This window comes from Cellulomonas oligotrophica, assembly GCF_013409875.1.
In the GTDB taxonomy this organism is placed as follows: domain Bacteria; phylum Actinomycetota; class Actinomycetes; order Actinomycetales; family Cellulomonadaceae; genus Cellulomonas; species Cellulomonas oligotrophica.
In genome coordinates, this window is the sequence record NZ_JACCBK010000001.1 from 255,830 (window position 1) to 271,593 (window position 15,764).

Consider the following 15,764-nt stretch of genomic DNA (forward strand, 5'->3'; position numbering starts at 1 on the left):
CGGGTAGCATCGCAGGGCTGCCGGTGCGCTCTTGCGCCGGCGTCACCCCTGGGGCCTCAGCCCGCACCCGTGTTCCGTGCCGGGTGCACCATGGTCGGCCCCACGCCTGCCGGAACCTCTTTCCGTCCGGACCTCGTCCGGTGCGCGGGTGTGATCGTCACGAGACACGACAGGAAGTACCGCTGTGAGCAGTGTGACCCGTTCGCGCCGCCAGGTCCGCCTGAGCCGCGCCCTCGGCCTGGCCCTGACGCCCAAGGCCGTCAAGCACTTCGAGAAGCGCCCCTACCCGCCCGGCGAGCACGGCCGTGCCCGCCGTCGCACCGAGTCGGACTACGCCGTCCGTCTGCGGGAGAAGCAGCGTCTGCGCGCCCAGTACGCGCTGCGCGAGAAGCAGCTCGCCAAGGCGTACGAGAACGCCCGCAAGGCCCCGGGCCTGACCGGTGAGGCCCTTGTCGAGGACCTCGAGACGCGCCTGGACGCGCTGGTGCTCCGCGCCGGCTTCGCCCGCACGATCCTGCAGGCCCGCCAGGTCGTCGTGCACCGTCACGTGCTCGTCGACGGCAAGATCGTGGACCGTCCGTCCTTCCGCGTGTCGGAGGGCCAGACGCTCCAGATCAAGCCCAAGAGCCAGACGACGGTGCCCTTCCAGGTCGCCGCTGCCGGTGCGCACCGCGACGTGCTGCCCACGCTCCCGGGCTACCTGGACGTGCAGCTCGAGAAGCTGAGCGCCACCCTCGTGCGCCGCCCCAAGCGCGCCGAGGTCCCGGTGACGTGCGAGGTCCAGCTGGTCGTCGAGTACTACGCCCGCTGACGCACCCCTCCTCGACGCCCCGCCGTGCCCTGCGCACGGCGGGGCGTCGTCGTCCCGGGGTGGCGACGGCCCGGGCGGCGGCCGCGTGCCGCGCCGCACCCGGTCCGCGCGCGCGGGTAGGGTTGCCGGGGCGCAGCGCGGCTGCGCACGAGTCGAGCGGGGGAAGGAGCCGGGATGTCGGTGGGAGACGTCGCGGGACTCATCGCGGCGATCGCGTTCGTGCTGCTCGTGGGGCTGCTCGCGGTGCCGCTGCTCAAGCTCGGCGGTGTGCTCGACGAGGCCCGCGCCTCGGTCAAGGCGCTGACGGACCACTCGGTGCCGGTGCTCGACGAGACGGCCCAGCTCGTGGCCTCGTCGGCCGGCCAGCTCGAGAAGGTCGACACGGTCACCACGGCGGCCGCGCAGGTCGGCGAGAACGTCTCGGCGCTCACGTCGCTGGTGACCGCCACGGTCGGCGGGCCGCTCATCAAGGTCGCGGCCTTCTCCTACGGTGTGCGGCGGGCCGTCGACGGCCTGCGCCGGGGCAGCCGGCCGTGAGGCGGATCTTCTGGATCGGCGTGGGCGTCGCGCTGACGGTCGTGGTCGTGCGGCAGGGCCGCCGGCTCGTCGAGACCTACGCGCCGCCCGGGGCGAGCGAGGCCGTCACCGGGGCCGTCCGGCTGGCCCGGGCCGCCGACGCCGCCCGCACGGACTTCCGGCAGGGCGTCGCCGAGCGTGAGGCCGAGCTGCTGGCCGCCCTCGTCGGCGACGTCGACGTCGACGAGCTGCGGGCCCAGGCCCCGCGCCGGCGCGACGAGCTGCGCACGGCCTTCGGCGGTGGGCGCGGCGGCGAGGACGACCTCGCGGCCGACCTGGCCGCCCGCGGCTGGCGCGACGCCCCCACGCAGGACCCCGACGACGACGACCGGGCACCGTTCTTCTGAGCCCGACCGGCCGCACCGCGGCCCCGCCCGACGTGCACCGCGCGCCGGCGCCCCCGAACCGAGCACCGCCGCCCGCGGCGACGAGAACCACGAGGACGACATGCGTACCGCCGAGATCCGCCAGCGCTGGCTCGACTACTTCGCGAGCAAGGACCACGAGATCGTGCCGTCCGTGCCGCTCATCTCGCCGGACCCGTCGATCCTGTTCACGATCGCCGGCATGGTGCCGTTCATCCCGTACATCCTCGGGACGCAGGACGCGCCCTGGCCGCGGGCGGCGAACGTGCAGAAGTGCATCCGCACCAACGACATCGAGAACGTCGGTCGCACCACGCGGCACGGCACGTTCTTCCAGATGATGGGCAACTTCTCCTTCGGGGACTACTTCAAGGAGGGGGCGATCGAGCTCGCGTGGGAGCTGCTCACGTCCCCCCAGGACGCGGGCGGCTTCGGGCTCGACCCCGACCGCCTGTGGGTGACGACGTGGGACCAGGACGCGGAGGCGCTCGACGCGCTGCTCCGGGTCGGCGTGGACCGCCGGCACGTCGTGCGCCTGCCCCGCCAGGAGAACTTCTGGGACACCGGCCAGCCCGGTCCCGCGGGCCCCTGCGCGGAGTGGCACTACGACCGCGGTCCCGAGTTCGGCCCCGAGGCCGAGGGGGGCACGGTCGACCCCGGCGGCGACCGGTACCTGGAGATCTGGAACCTGGTGTTCGACCAGTTCGTGCGAGGCGAGGGCCGGGGCAAGGACTACCCGCTGCTGGGCGAGCTCGAGCAGAAGGCCATCGACACCGGTGCGGGCCTCGAGCGCATCGCGTACCTGCTGCAGGGCAAGAACAACCTGTACGAGACGGACGAGGTCTTCCCCGTCATCGCCCAGGCGCAGGAGATCACGGGCCGCCGCTACGGCGCGGTCACGGAGGACGACGTGCGGCTGCGCGTCGTGGGCGACCACGTGCGTTCCAGCCTCATGCTCATCGGCGACGGCGTGACGCCGTCGAACGAGGGGCGCGGGTACGTGCTGCGCCGGCTGGTGCGCCGCACGGTCCGCTCCATGCGGCTGCTCGGGGTCGAGGAGCCGGTGATGCCGCACCTGCTGCCCGTCAGCCGCGACGCGATGGCGGTGTCGTACCCCGAGGTCGCGCGCGACTTCGAGCGCATCGCCCAGGTCGCGTACGGCGAGGAGGAGGCGTTCCTGCGGACGCTGACCGCCGGCACGACGATCTTCGAGGGGGCGGTGGCGAAGGCGAAGTCGACCCCGGCGCCCGTGCTGACGGGCGAGCAGGCGTTCGCGCTGCACGACACGTACGGCTTCCCGATCGACCTGACGCTCGAGATGGCGTCGGAGCACGGGGTCGACGTCGACGAGCAGGCGTTCCGCACGCTCATGCAGGCGCAGCGGGACCGGGCGCGCGCCGACGCGCTGGCCAAGAAGACCGGCCACGCGGACACGTCCGCGTACCAGCAGCTGCACCAGGCGCTCAGCGCGGAGCAGGGCGCGCCGGTGCGGTTCGCCGGCTACACCGACGCGACCACGCGCAGCCGGGTCGTCGGCCTGCTCGTCGACGGCGTGCCGCAGCCCGCCGCGACCGCGCCGGCGGATGTGCAGGTCGTGCTCGACGTGACGCCGTTCTACGCGGAGGCGGGCGGCCAGCTCGCCGACGAGGGCACGATCCACCTCGACGCGGGCGGTCTCGTCCAGGTCGACGACGTGCAGGCGCCGATCAAGGGGCTGTCCGTGCACCACGGTCGCCTCGTGGACGGCACGATCACGCTGGGCGACGCGGGCACCGCGCAGATCGACGTGCAGCGTCGTCGGGCGATCGCCCGCGCGCACACCGCGACGCACATGGTGCACAAGGCGCTGCACGAGGAGATCGGCTCGACCGCGACCCAGGCGGGCTCGGAGAACGCGCCCAGCCGGCTGCGGTTCGACTTCCGCTCCGGCGCGGCCGTCCCCGCGGGCTCGCTCGCGCAGATCGAGGGGCGCGTCAACGAGCGCCTGCAGGACGACCTCGACGTCACCGAGGCCGTCATGCCGATCGACGAGGCACGTGCGCTCGGCGCGATGGCGCTGTTCGGCGAGAAGTACGGCAACGAGGTCCGGGTGGTGTCCATCGGCGGCGACTGGTCGCGCGAGCTGTGCGCGGGTACGCACGTGCGGCGCTCGGGCGAGCTCGGGCTGGTCACGCTGCTGGGGGAGTCGTCGATCGGGTCGGGCGTGCGGCGCGTCGACGCGCTCGTCGGTGCGGGTGCGTACGGGTACCAGGCCAAGGAGCGCGCGCTCGTGGGGCAGCTCTCGGGGCTGCTCGGTGCGCGTCCGGACGACCTCGCGGACCGCGTGTCCTCGCTGATGCAGCGGCTGCGCGAGTCGGAGAAGGAGCTGGCCCAGCTGCGTCAGGCGCAGGTGCTCGCCGCGGCTGGCCGCCTCGCGGCGTCGCCGGAGCAGGTGGGGGCCACGCTCGTCGTCGCGCACGACGCGGGTGACGTGGCGGGCGCCGACGACCTGCGCACCCTCGCGCTGGACGTGCGCGGGCGCCTCGGGGACGGTGCGCCGTCCGTCGTGGCCGTGGGCGGCACCGCCAAGGGACGCCCCCTCGTCGTCGTCGCGACCAACGCGCCGGCCCGGGAGGCGGGCCTGCGGGCCGGTGCCCTCGTGCGCACCGCGTCGGGCGTGCTCGGCGGCGGTGGTGGCGGCAAGGACGACGTGGCGCAGGGCGGCGGGCAGGACCCCGCGCGCCTGGCCGACGCGTTGTCCGCGGTCGTGGCGGCGGTGCGCGGCTGACGTGGCGCGCCGCTCCGACGACGCACCCGTGACCCGGGGCGCCCGCGTCGCGGTCGACGTCGGCAGCGTCCGCGTCGGGGTCGCGGCGAGCGACCCCGACGGGATGCTCGCCACGCCGGTCGCGACGGTCCGACGCGCCGCCGGGACGGTCCACGCGACCTCTCCGGACGTCGTCCGGATCGCGGACGAGGTGCGTGAGCGTGGTGCGCAGGTCGTGTATGTCGGACTTCCGCGGCACCTCTCGGGTGCCGAAGGCTCGTCGGCGGGCGCCGCGCGCGCGTACGCTGTCGCCCTGGCGCAGGCCGCGGCCCCCACGGGGGTCCGTCTGGTCGATGAGCGGATGAGCACCGTGTCCGCGCATCACGCGCTCCAGGCGTCCGGCCGATCCGGACGCCGCCACCGTGAGGTCGTCGACCAGGCGGCCGCGGTGGTGATCCTGCAGTACGCGCTGGACGCCGAGCGGGCGACAGGCCGTCGCCCCGGGGAACGGGTCGACGTGGACCTGGAACCACGGAGCCCGGCGTCGGGGGAGGCTGCAGGCGACGGCACGACGACCGTGGAGTGACGACCAGGTGAGCAACCACACGGAATGGTGGGCCCCGGCTCAGGCCGAGGGCGGCGCCGCCGACCTCTTCGGTGACCGCACGCCCGCGGGCGCGCCCCCGGAGGAGCCCCGACGCCGCTCGCGCGCCTCGTCGCGCCGGCGCCAGGAGAAGGTCAAGAAGCAGCGTCGCCGCCGCTCCTACGCCATCCTCGCGGTCGCGCTCGTCATGGTCGCCGGTGCCGGCTACGTGGTGTTCTCGCTCTTCGGCGGTGCACTCGGCGGACTCTTCGGCGGCGGCTCCAGCTCTGCCGCCGCCGTGACCGACTACACCGGTCCCGGCCGGCCGGGCGGCAACCCCGTCGTGATCCCCGCCGGTGCCACGGGTGCGGACATGGCCACGGCCCTCGTCGAGGCGGGTGTCGTGGCCAGCGAGGGAGCGTTCCTCGACGCCTTCGAGGCGAACCCCGACGCGGCGTCCATCCAGCCCGGCACGTACAACCTGCTGCTGGAGATGAAGGCCAGCGAGGCGGTGGTCGCGCTCCTCGACCCGTCGAGCCGGGTGACGATGAACGTGACGATCCCCGAGGGCTACACGGCCGAGCAGATCTACCAGCGCATCAACGAGGTCACCCTCATCCCCGTCGAGGACCTCCGGGCAGCGGCGGCCGACCCCGCGGCGATCGGGCTTCCCGCCGAGGCCAACGGGGCCATCGAGGGATGGCTGTTCCCGTCGACCTATCCGGTCGAGGAGGACGCCGACGCCGCGAGCGTCCTGTCCCAGATGACGGCGAAGACGGTCGAGACCCTCACAGCCAAGGGTGTCGCCCAGGACCAGTGGGAGGACCTGCTGAAGAAGGCGTCGCTGGTCGAGCGGGAGGCCAAGCTCGATGAGGACCGCCCGAAGATCGCGCGGGCGATCGAGAACCGCCTGGCCCAGGGCATGCGCCTCGACATCGACGCGGCCGTCGCGTACGGCGCCGGGATCTCGGGAACAGAGTTGAACGATGACTACCTCAACGACACGAGCAACCCCTACAACTTGCGGCGCCTCACAGGGCTGCCGCCCACGCCGATCGCCTCGCCCGGTGAGAAGTCGATCGATGCCGTCCTCAACCCCGCGGAGGGCGAGTGGTTGTTCTGGGTCACGGTGAATCTCGACACGGGAGAGACCCGCTTCGCGACCACCAACGACGAGCACAACCAGAACAAGGCCCTCTACCAGCAGTGGGTGGCCGAGAACTCGTGACGCCCGGCCTGATGCGGGCGGCCGTGATCGGCCACCCGGTGGCGCACTCGCTGTCGCCCGTGCTGCACCGGGCCGCGTACGCCGCCCTGGGCATCGACGACGTCTGGCGGTACGAGGCCGTCGACGTCACGGAGGACCAGCTGCCGGGGTTCGTCGCCGGGCTCGACGGGACGTGGGCAGGGCTGAGCGTCACCATGCCGCTCAAGCAGGCGGTCCGCCCCCTGCTGCACCACGTCGAGCCGCTGGCCGACGTCGTCGGCGCGGTCAACACGGTGCTCATCCAGGGCTCCGGTGCCGGACGCGTCCTCACGGGTGCGAACACCGACGTGCACGGGCTGGTCGCGGCCCTGGGCGAGGGCGGCATCGCCGGGGGGCTGCGCAGCGCCGTGGTGCTCGGCGCCGGCGCCACCGCTGCGTCGACCCTGGCGGCGCTCGCCCAGCTCGGCTGCACCACCCCGACGGTGCACGTGCGCTCGGTGGCCCGCGCCGCCGGCCTGCTGCGTGCCGCGCACCGCATGGGCGTCAGCCCGGTCCTGCGTCCGCTCGACGAGGCCCCGGCCGCGCTGCGGTCGGCGGGCGCCGTCGTCTCCACGCTGCCCGCGCACGCCGCCGACGACCTTGCGGGCGCTCTGGCCGGCCCCGTGGGCGGCGTCCTGCTCGACGTCGTCTACGACCCGCGCCCCACCGCCCTGTCGCAGGCGTGGGCCGCGGCGGGCGGCACCGTCGTGGGCGGCGAGCGGATGCTCCTGCACCAGGCCGTCGAGCAGGTCCGCCTGATGACCGGCCACCCCGCACCGGTGGAGGCGATGGGGCGGGCCCTGGAGGCCGCGCTCGTCACCACCGTCTGACGCGGCGGCGGCCACCACCTGACACGGGTCGGCACGACGACGGACGGGCTCACCTCCGTGCTCGGTCCCAGGGGGACGGCGCAACGGGGACGGCCCGGACGACCCGGACGAACCGGGTGGGCCGACCGGAGGAGGCGTCACCCGTGTGGGCGTGCCCACGGGTGGACCTGGTCAGGTGTCCTCATGGGGGCGCCGCACCGTGCCGATGGCCTCGATCGGGAGCGTGGACACTCGCGCGCCCGGCGAGGACGGGGAGGCGCGCACGGTGAAGCAGCTCGGGGAGATCCTGCTCGACGAAGGATTCGTGACGGAGTCGCAGCTGCTGGCTGCGATGGACGAGCAGATGACGCGGGGCAGCTCCCTGGGGCGCACGCTCGTCGAGCTGGGCGTCCTGTCGGAGGGGCAGCTGGTCCAGGCGCTCGCCCAGCAGGTCGGCATGCAGTTCGTCGACCTCGACGAGTACCCGGTGGAGCGCGCCGCGGTCGCGATGGTGCCCGGTGCGCTGTGCCGGCGGTACACGGTCCTGCCCGTCGGGTTCTCCGACGGCGCGATCCTCCTGGCCACGGCCGACCCGGGCAACGTCGTCGCGGTCGACGACGTGCGGTCCATCTCGGGCCGGGCCGTCGTGCCCGTGATCGCGGCGTACGACAACCTGCTGCGGGCCATCGACCGGTACGTGCGCGCGGACGGCGAGATGGAGGACCTCTCGTCGGCGTTCGAGGACGAGCACGCCGAGCCCGAGGCCGACCTGTCGCGCCTGGGCGAGTTCGTCGACGACGACGCGCCCATCGTGCGCTACGTGAACCTGCTGGTCACGCAGGCGATCACCGACCGGGCGTCGGACATCCACATCGAGCCGACCGAGCACGACCTGCGGGTGCGGTACCGCATCGACGGGGTGCTGCACGAGACGCAGCGCTCGCCCAAGAACATCCAGGGCGGCGTGATCAGCCGCGTGAAGATCATGAGCGACATCGACATCGCGGAGAAGCGCAAGCCGCAGGACGGCCGCATGTCCGTGGTGCACAACGGGCGCAAGATCGACCTGCGCGTGGCGACGCTGCCGACGGTGTGGGGCGAGAAGATCGTCATGCGCATCCTCGACAACTCCACCGCTAGCCTGGACCTGCGGGACCTGTCGTTCCTCGACCACAACTACACGACGTACCGCGAGGCGTACACCAAGCCCTACGGGATGATCCTCGTGACCGGGCCCACGGGCTCCGGCAAGTCCACGACCCTGTACGCGACGCTGAACGCGGTGTCCAAGCCCGAGATCAACGTCATCACCGTCGAGGACCCCGTCGAGTACCGGCTGCCCGGGATCAACCAGGTGCAGGTCAACCCCAAGGCCGGCCTGACGTTCGCCGGGGCGCTGCGGTCCATCCTGCGGTCCGACCCCGACGTGGTGCTGCTCGGTGAGATCCGTGACCACGAGACCGCGCAGATCGCCGTCGAGGCGGCCCTGACCGGTCACCTCGTGCTCTCCACGCTGCACACCAACGACGCCCCGTCGGCCGTGACCCGACTGACCGAGATGGGCATCGAGCCGTTCCTCGTGGGCTCGGCGCTGGACGCCGTGGTCGCCCAGCGGCTCGCGCGGCGCCTGTGCGGCAAGTGCAAGGAGCCGTACACCCCGACCCCGCACGAGCTCGAGGCCGCCCGGTTCCCGTGGATGCCCGGCGAGCCCGTGCCCGAGCTGTTCCGTCCCGCGGGCTGCGCCACGTGCTCGCGCACCGGCTACCGGGGGCGTCTCGCGCTGCACGAGGTCATGCGGGTCACCGAGGAGATCGAGCGCCACGCCGTCGCGCACTCCTCGGCCGCGGACATCAGCGCCACCGCCGTCAAGCAGGGCATGATCACGCTCCGCGAGGACGGCTGGTACAAGGTCGCCGCGGGGGACACGTCGATCGAGGAGATCCTGCGCGTCGTCGCCTGACGACGCGCCCGACGGCACGGTCGCACCCGGACACCCGCTCAAGTACCGGGCCGGTGCGGCCGATGAGATGACGAGCCCCGGCAGGGGTCGGCCCCGCAGCCGGGCGCCGACCGCCGGGACGACGACGTGGAGGGACGACGTGACCGACTCCTACCCGAGCGGGGAGCCGAGGCGGCCGCTGCCGCCGTACCGGCCCGCGGGGCCCCAGGCGGGCCCGGCACCGCAGGCGGTGTACGCGCCCATCCCGTCGCAGGGAGCCGCCCCGTCGGCGCCCATGCACGCCGTGCCCGCGCCGGTGCCCGCGTACGCGACGGCACCGGGCCACGCGCAGGGCGCTGGGCCCGCGCACGCGCAGGGCGCGTGGGGCTCGATGACCCCCGGTGTGCCGACCGCCGCACCGCCCGCCCCGCCCGAGGGGCTGCCGCCCTACGTGCCGCCGGCCGCCGTGCCCGCGGGGCAGGTCCCGCCGCCCGCGCACACGTCCGTCCCGGTGCCCGCCTCCATGCGTGTCGCCGCGCCGGCACCGGGTGCGCCGGCACCGCAGACCCGGGCCGCCGGCCGCGCCGCCGCCCGCGCAGGCGTGGGGCAGGACCGGCGCGAGGACGACATCGACGTCGACCAGGTGCTGCGCGAGCTCGTCCGCCTCGGCGGGTCGGACGCGCACCTGACGACGGGCTCGGTGCCGATGGCCCGGGTCAGCGGGTCGCTCAAGGCGCTCGACGGGTTCGCCGTCGTGGAGGGCGACGCGCTGCGCCGGTCGCTGTACGCGATCCTGTCGCAGAAGCAGCGCGAGCGGTTCGAGGAGCACCTCGAGCTCGACCTGTCGTACTCGGTGCGCAACCTGGCCCGGTTCCGCGTGAACCTCTACCAGCAGCGCGAGGCCGTCGGTGCCGCGTTCCGCGTGATCCCCTACGAGATCAAGCCGCTCGAGGAGCTCGGCGTGCCGCCGGTCGTCGGGTCGTTCGCGAACCTGCCGCGCGGCCTGGTGCTCGTCACGGGGCCCACGGGCTCGGGCAAGTCGACGACGCTGGCGGCGGTGATCGACCTCGCGAACCGCACCCGCGAGGACCACATCATGACCGTCGAGGACCCCATCGAGTTCCTCCACAACCACAAGAAGTGCCTGGTCAACCAGCGCGAGATCGGGCAGGACACCCACTCGTTCGCCAACGCGCTCAAGCACGTGCTGCGCCAGGACCCCGACATCATCCTCGTCGGCGAGATGCGCGACCTGGAGACCATCTCGGTCGCGCTGACCGCCGCCGAGACGGGGCACCTGGTGTTCGCGACCCTGCACACCCAGGACGCGGCGCAGACCATCGACCGCATCATCGACGTGTTCCCGCCGTCGCAGCAGGCCCAGGTGCGCACCCAGCTCGCCGGGGCGCTGCAGGGCGTGGTGTCCCAGACGCTGTGCAAGCGCGCGGACTCGCCGGGGCGTGCGGTCGCGACCGAGGTGCTGGTGGCCACGCCGGGCATCCGCAACCTCATCCGTGAGGGCAAGACCCACCAGATCTACTCGGCGATGCAGGCCGGTGCCCAGCAGGGCATGCACACCCTCGACCAGCACCTGGCCGAGCTCGTGAAGTCCGGCCGCGTGAGCTACGAGGTCGGCCTGGAGAAGTGCCACCACGTCGAGGACTACAACCGGCTCACCGGGCGGTCGGGCTCCGCCCCGCAGGGTGGGGCCGGCGGCTACGGAGGACCGGGGTACTGATGGCGACGGCGAAGACGTTCGAGTACGCGGTCCGGGACCGCAACGGCAAGATCGTCAAGGGGCGCGTCGAGGCCCCCAACGAGGCGGCCGTCGCGAACCGGCTGCGCGAGATGGGCCTGGCGGCCGTCTCGATCAACCAGGTCAGCACGTCGGGCCTGAACACCGAGATCTCGATCCCCGGCATCAGCGACCGGGTCACGATCAAGGACCTCGCGATCCTGTCGCGCCAGCTCGCGACGATGATCAGCTCGGGCCTGTCGCTGATCCGCGCCCTGGCGATCCTCGCCGAGCAGACGGAGTCCAAGCCCCTGGCGAAGGTCGTCGCGCAGGTGCGCAACGACGTCGAGACGGGGCAGGCCTTCTCGGCGGCGCTGGCCAAGCACCACCAGGAGTTCCCGCCGCTGATGATCAACATGGTCAAGGCGGGCGAGGTCGGCGGGTTCCTCGACGAGGTGCTGATCTCCGTCGCCGCGAACTTCGAGGCCGAGGTCAAGCTGCGCGGCAAGGTGAAGTCCGCGATGACCTACCCGGTCGTGGTGTTCGTCATCGCGATCCTCGCGGTCGTGGGCATGCTGCTGTTCATCGTGCCGATCTTCTCGGAGATGTTCGCGTCCCTCGGCGGCGAGCTGCCCCCGGCGACGGCGTTCCTCGTGTGGCTCTCGGGCGTCGTCAAGTGGACGGCGATCCCGACGGCCGTGGCGCTCGCGGTCTTCGCCGTGTGGTGGGGCAAGCACAAGAACGACCGTGCCGTGCGCGAGAAGGTCGACCCGGTCAAGCTCAAGGTGCCGGTGTTCGGCAAGCTCTTCCAGAAGATCGCCATCTCGCGGTTCACGCGCAACTTCGGGTCGATGATCCACGCGGGCGTCCCGCTGCTGCAGGCCCTGGAGATCGTGGGGGAGACCAGCGGCAACATCGTCATCGAGCGTGCCACGCGCCAGGTCCAGGAGTCGGTGCGGTCCGGCAACTCGCTGTCCGGCCCGCTGTCCGACCACCCGATCTTCCCGCCGATGGTGGTGCAGATGATGGCGGTCGGCGAGGACACCGGGGCCCTGGACACGATGCTGTCGAAGGTCGCGGACTTCTACGACCAGGAGGTCGAGGCGACCACCGAGCAGCTCACCAGCCTCATCGAGCCGCTCATGATCGTGGTCCTCGGCTCCGTCATCGGCGGCATGATCATCGCGATGTACCTGCCGATCTTCACCATCTTCGAGTACATCCAGTAGGCCGCGGTGACCCCTGACCACCCCGCCGCCGGCGGGGCCGCGCGCGAGCGCGGGTTCACGCTGACCGAGCTGCTCGTCGTCGTGATCATCATCGGCGTGCTCGCGGCGATCGCCGTGCCCGTGCTCATCGGGCAGCGGACCTCGGCGATCGAGGCGTCCGTGCAGTCCGACCTGCGCAACCTGCTCGTCGCGGTCACCGCGGCGCGCGAGGGCGACGCTGCCATGGACGCCGACAAGGTGCGGGACGACGTGCGCGTCACGCCCGGCAACACGCTCGACGTGGTCGTCGACGCCGGCGTCTACTGCCTGCGCGGAGCGAGCGACCGCGGCGGGCGCACGTACGTGCTCGACGCCGACGGGCTGCGCCCCCAGGGCGGCGGCGACTGCGGGGGAGCGGCCGTCCTCACGCTGCCCTGACGCAGCTCTCGGCGACGACCGGAGGGTCGACGGTCGCGGCACTGCTCGGACCCGTCACGACGCCCCGTGGAGCACCTCCACGGGGCGTCGTGCTGCGTGGCAGGAGTGGCGGTGCCCCGTCCGTGGCGGCGTTCGGGGCACCGTGTGGGCCGGTCGGGTGATTGCCGGGTGGAGGGGGGCGGGTCCTCTCAAGTGGAGGGGTGTCCTGGACGACAGACCGGGTGGAGCGGCTCCCCGGGGCCGACCGCTGACACCACCTTTCACCGACACCGAAGTGAGGCCGAGCATGATCGCTCGCATCCGTAAGGCCATGGACGAGAAGGAGCAGGGCTTCACGCTCGTCGAGCTCCTCGTCGTCGTCATCATCATCGGCATCCTCGCCGCCATCGCCATCCCGGTCTTCCTGAACCAGCGTCAGGGCGCCGTGGACGCGGGGATCAAGTCCGACCTGCGCACCATCGCGACCGCAGTCGAGACGGCGTTCATCAACACGCAGGAGTACCCGGCCACGGCCAACGGCACCGGCACCGTCACGATCGACGGCGAGGACATCGTGCTCTCGAACGAGCAGACGGTCGTGGAGTACACGAACGTCGGCGACGGCACGTACACCATCACGGGCATCAACACCGACGCCGGGACGGGTCTGACGTTCACGTACGACTCCGCCGCTGGTGGGCTCGACCCCGAGGGCCAGTGACGCTCTAGCACGTCAGCAGTCCTGAGGACGCACGACGGGTGCCGGGCCGGTCTCGGCCCGGCACCCGTCGGTCCGTACCAGCACCGCCCCATCCCGGAGGACAGGTCCATGGCCCAGCCCGACGCGTCGGCCACGACGCGGCTCCGCACCGACGACGGGTTCACGCTCGTCGAGGTGATCGTCGCGCTCGCGCTCATGTCGCTCGTCGCGTCGGCGGCGCTGTACTTCTTCCTCTCCGGTACCCGCACCATCACCCACCAGCAGCGCACGCAGAACGCGGTCGTCGTGGCCAACGACGCCATGGAGGCCGCGTACGGCGTCGTCGCGCAGCCCGTGGACGACGTCAGCGGCCTGCTCGTCGGGCGCAGCGAGGCCGCCGTCACGGCCGGCTGGTCGACCGGCACCACCCTCGGCGTCGAGGGCATGGCCGCGACCTACCCCGCGTGGGACCCCGCGGGCACGGGCCAGGGCACGCTGCCGGTCTCGCAGGAGCGTTCGCTCAACGGCGTCGACTACCAGGTCCTCACCCTCGTCGGGCACTGCTACCGCCCGATCTCCAACACCGCCGCCGCGTGCTCCACGGTGCCCGGCAACCTCACCGACCCGGCGACGGTGCCGGCCGGGTACGCGCAGATGCTGCGCGTGATGGTCCACGTCAGCTGGGACTCGGTGCAGAGCCCCTGCGGGGACACCGCGTGCTCGTACCAGGTGGCCTCGTTGGTCGACCCGAACTCCGACCTGGAGTGGAACAACACCACCCGCCCGATCGCGGTCGACGACGTCGCCGTGGTCGAGGTCGGGCAGGCCGTGACGGTCGACGTGGTGCGCAACGACGTCATCGGCTTCGTCGTCACCAACCCGGTCCGCAACGTCACCGTCACGGGCGGCACCGGCACCGCGACGCTGCAGGCCGACGGCCAGGTCCGGTTCCAGGCCCCGACGAACGCGTCGGGCATCATGACGTTCACGTACATGCTCAAGGACGCGGCGGGGCGCGAGTCCAACACCGCGACGGTGCGCGTGTCGGTCATGCCCCGGGCGGTGGACGACACCGCGACCACGAACCGCGCCACCCCCGTGACGATCCCCGTCACCACCAACGACCAGGGCACGCCCGCGAGCGTGCAGATCATCACCCAGCCGGCGTTCGGGCGGGCGACGCCGTCGGGCACGGGTGTGGTCTTCGACCCCCAGGGTGGTGTCGGCTCGCCGTGGTTCGAGTACCAGTTCACCGACACCTCAGGCCTGGTGAGCACCACAGCCCGAGTCCGGCTCACCGTCACGACGTACGCCAACCCGATCGCGCTGGATCTCACGGTCGGGATCGCAGCGACGCAGGCGGGCTCGACGGCACCGATCGACTGGGTGACGCTCACGGGCAACCCCTCGGGTTACCAGATCGAGGTCATGTCCAGCGACATCACGCAGGGCAAGCTGAAGATCAACGGTAACGACTACAACGCCACCACCAATCGCCGGGGGACACAGCTCGCGTACGCCCAGCAGGGCAACGTGCCCGGCTACTGGACCGTGCAGTACCGCGTCTGGACGCCGGACGGCTCGGTCTCCTCGGAGATCAAGACGATGCGGATCATCCTCGTGCCGACGCCCGCCAACGACTCGGTCAATGTCACGAGCGGGACGACCAACAACTCCATCAACGTCGGGTCGAACGATGCGCCGAACAACTTCGGTGGCACGGTCCAGTTCCGGCCCACGTCGACCAGCACGCTGGCGTCCAACTGCGGCACCCTGCCCACGACCCAGCCCGACCTGAACAACGGCATCTTCCGGTACAACGCGCCGACGCTGCCCAACGGGACGAACAGCCGCACGTGCACCTTCACCTACGTCATCCAGGGCACGGGGCAGTACACCAACCTCGTCTCGACGCCGGCGACCGTGACGATCCGGGTGGGTCGGTGAGCCCGGTGGCCCGGCTGCGCGCGCGCCTTCACGGCACGCGTCCCGACGCCGGGATGACGCTCGTCGAGCTCATCGTCTCGATCGGGATCTTCACGATCGTCGTGTCGGTGTTCATGGCCGGTGTCGTCATCATGACGAACAACACCGTCCGGTCCGACGTCACCGCGCAGTCGGGGGACTCGGTGCGCCTGGTGTTCCAGCGGCTCGACCGGCAGGTCCGGTACGCCGAGGCGATCAACCTGCCCGGTGCCGGAGCGGGCGGCGCGCAGTACGTCGAGTTCCGCACGTCGGCACGGTCCTCGGCCACCGGTGTCGCCATGTGCACGCAGTGGCGCTGGGACCCCACGACCGAGCTCGTCCAGCAGCGTTCGTGGCAGGACGTCGCGGGCGCGGTCGCCCCGGACTGGTCGACGCTCGTCACCGACGTGCTGCCCGACTCCGACACCTCCGGCCGCGGGTACCCGTTCGAGGTCCTGCTCGCCGACGACGTCACCCCGCACCAGCGGCTCGTGCTCCGCCTGACCGTCGGCTCGCAGAACGCCGACGTGACCGTCGACAGCGAGACGTCCTTCGTGGCCCGCAACTCCACGTCGACCTCGTTGTCCAACGCCGACGAGAACGGCGACGGGGTGTCGGACACGCCCGTCTGCCTGGCCGCGTCCGGCCGCCCGTGAGAGGACCC

Annotated in this window: 14 protein-coding genes; all 14 read left to right on the forward strand. The window is 72.4% G+C overall.

Translation table 11 applies throughout. The annotated features are described in order from the left end of the window. Positions 1–184: 184 nt before the first annotated feature. The 14 genes from rpsD (at position 185) to BKA21_RS01205 (ending at position 15,756) form a co-directional block, all read left to right on the forward strand. Positions 185–811 carry a 30S ribosomal protein S4 gene (gene rpsD / locus BKA21_RS01140; protein ID WP_140459006.1) on the forward strand — a complete coding sequence of 209 codons (627 nt, stop codon included), beginning with the start codon at positions 185–187 and terminating at the stop codon, positions 809–811. A gap of 174 nt (positions 812–985) precedes the next feature. Continuing rightward, complete coding sequence (locus BKA21_RS01145; protein ID WP_140459005.1) at positions 986–1,348, forward strand: DUF948 domain-containing protein; 363 nt, start codon at positions 986–988, stop codon at positions 1,346–1,348. Further along, a complete protein-coding gene (locus BKA21_RS01150) occupies positions 1,345–1,734 on the forward strand; it encodes a hypothetical protein (protein ID WP_140459004.1) in 390 nt (129 codons plus the stop codon). Before BKA21_RS01145 ends, BKA21_RS01150 begins: the two co-directional genes overlap by 4 nt. 100 nt (positions 1,735–1,834) lie before the next feature. Next, positions 1,835–4,519 carry an alanine--tRNA ligase gene (gene alaS / locus BKA21_RS01155; RefSeq protein ID WP_140459003.1) on the forward strand — a complete coding sequence of 895 codons (2,685 nt, stop codon included), beginning with the start codon at positions 1,835–1,837 and terminating at the stop codon, positions 4,517–4,519. A gap of 28 nt (positions 4,520–4,547) precedes the next feature. After that, positions 4,548–5,084: a Holliday junction resolvase RuvX gene (gene ruvX, locus BKA21_RS01160; RefSeq protein WP_308439067.1), complete on the forward strand. Its 537-nt coding sequence runs from the start codon at positions 4,548–4,550 to the stop codon at positions 5,082–5,084. A gap of 7 nt (positions 5,085–5,091) precedes the next feature. After that, the gene (gene mltG / locus BKA21_RS01165) at positions 5,092–6,309 is read left to right on the forward strand and encodes an endolytic transglycosylase MltG (protein WP_140459001.1); all 1,218 of its coding nucleotides are present in this window, start codon (positions 5,092–5,094) and stop codon (positions 6,307–6,309) included. Positions 6,310–6,320: 11 nt separating this feature from the next. Further along, complete coding sequence (locus tag BKA21_RS01170) at positions 6,321–7,157, forward strand: shikimate dehydrogenase (protein WP_140459223.1); 837 nt, start codon at positions 6,321–6,323, stop codon at positions 7,155–7,157. A gap of 265 nt (positions 7,158–7,422) precedes the next feature. Continuing rightward, on the forward strand, positions 7,423–9,096 hold the full coding sequence (locus BKA21_RS01175) for a GspE/PulE family protein (protein WP_140459222.1): 1,674 nt from the start codon (positions 7,423–7,425) through the stop codon (positions 9,094–9,096). Between the two features lie 139 nt (positions 9,097–9,235). Further along, positions 9,236–10,813, forward strand: coding sequence for a type IV pilus twitching motility protein PilT (locus BKA21_RS01180; protein ID WP_275406373.1), 1,578 nt, complete (start codon positions 9,236–9,238; stop codon positions 10,811–10,813). After that, the gene (locus BKA21_RS01185) at positions 10,813–12,039 is read left to right on the forward strand and encodes a type II secretion system F family protein (RefSeq protein ID WP_140459000.1); all 1,227 of its coding nucleotides are present in this window, start codon (positions 10,813–10,815) and stop codon (positions 12,037–12,039) included. Before BKA21_RS01180 ends, BKA21_RS01185 begins: the two co-directional genes overlap by 1 nt. A gap of 6 nt (positions 12,040–12,045) precedes the next feature. Next, the gene (locus BKA21_RS19025; RefSeq protein WP_203793421.1) at positions 12,046–12,456 is read left to right on the forward strand and encodes a type IV pilin protein; all 411 of its coding nucleotides are present in this window, start codon (positions 12,046–12,048) and stop codon (positions 12,454–12,456) included. Between the two features lie 286 nt (positions 12,457–12,742). Then, positions 12,743–13,156 carry a type IV pilin protein gene (locus tag BKA21_RS01195; RefSeq protein WP_140458999.1) on the forward strand — a complete coding sequence of 138 codons (414 nt, stop codon included), beginning with the start codon at positions 12,743–12,745 and terminating at the stop codon, positions 13,154–13,156. Between the two features lie 108 nt (positions 13,157–13,264). Continuing rightward, positions 13,265–15,082, forward strand: coding sequence for an Ig-like domain-containing protein (locus BKA21_RS01200; RefSeq protein WP_140458998.1), 1,818 nt, complete (start codon positions 13,265–13,267; stop codon positions 15,080–15,082). After that, positions 15,079–15,756, forward strand: coding sequence for a PulJ/GspJ family protein (locus BKA21_RS01205; RefSeq protein ID WP_140458997.1), 678 nt, complete (start codon positions 15,079–15,081; stop codon positions 15,754–15,756). Before BKA21_RS01200 ends, BKA21_RS01205 begins: the two co-directional genes overlap by 4 nt. Positions 15,757–15,764 lie beyond the last annotated feature (8 nt).

Bases quoted from the DNA above. Each gene is read 5' to 3' on its own strand.
- BKA21_RS01170 (WP_140459223.1), top strand. From the start codon at position 6,321: ATGCGGGCGGCCGTGATCGGCCACCCGGTGGCGCACTCGCTGTCGCCC.
- BKA21_RS01195 (WP_140458999.1), top strand. From the start codon at position 12,743: ATGATCGCTCGCATCCGTAAGGCCATGGACGAGAAGGAGCAGGGCTTC.
- BKA21_RS01145 (WP_140459005.1), top strand. From the start codon at position 986: ATGTCGGTGGGAGACGTCGCGGGACTCATCGCGGCGATCGCGTTCGTG.
- BKA21_RS01200 (WP_140458998.1), top strand. From the start codon at position 13,265: ATGGCCCAGCCCGACGCGTCGGCCACGACGCGGCTCCGCACCGACGAC.
- BKA21_RS01185 (WP_140459000.1), top strand. From the start codon at position 10,813: ATGGCGACGGCGAAGACGTTCGAGTACGCGGTCCGGGACCGCAACGGC.
- alaS (WP_140459003.1), top strand. From the start codon at position 1,835: ATGCGTACCGCCGAGATCCGCCAGCGCTGGCTCGACTACTTCGCGAGC.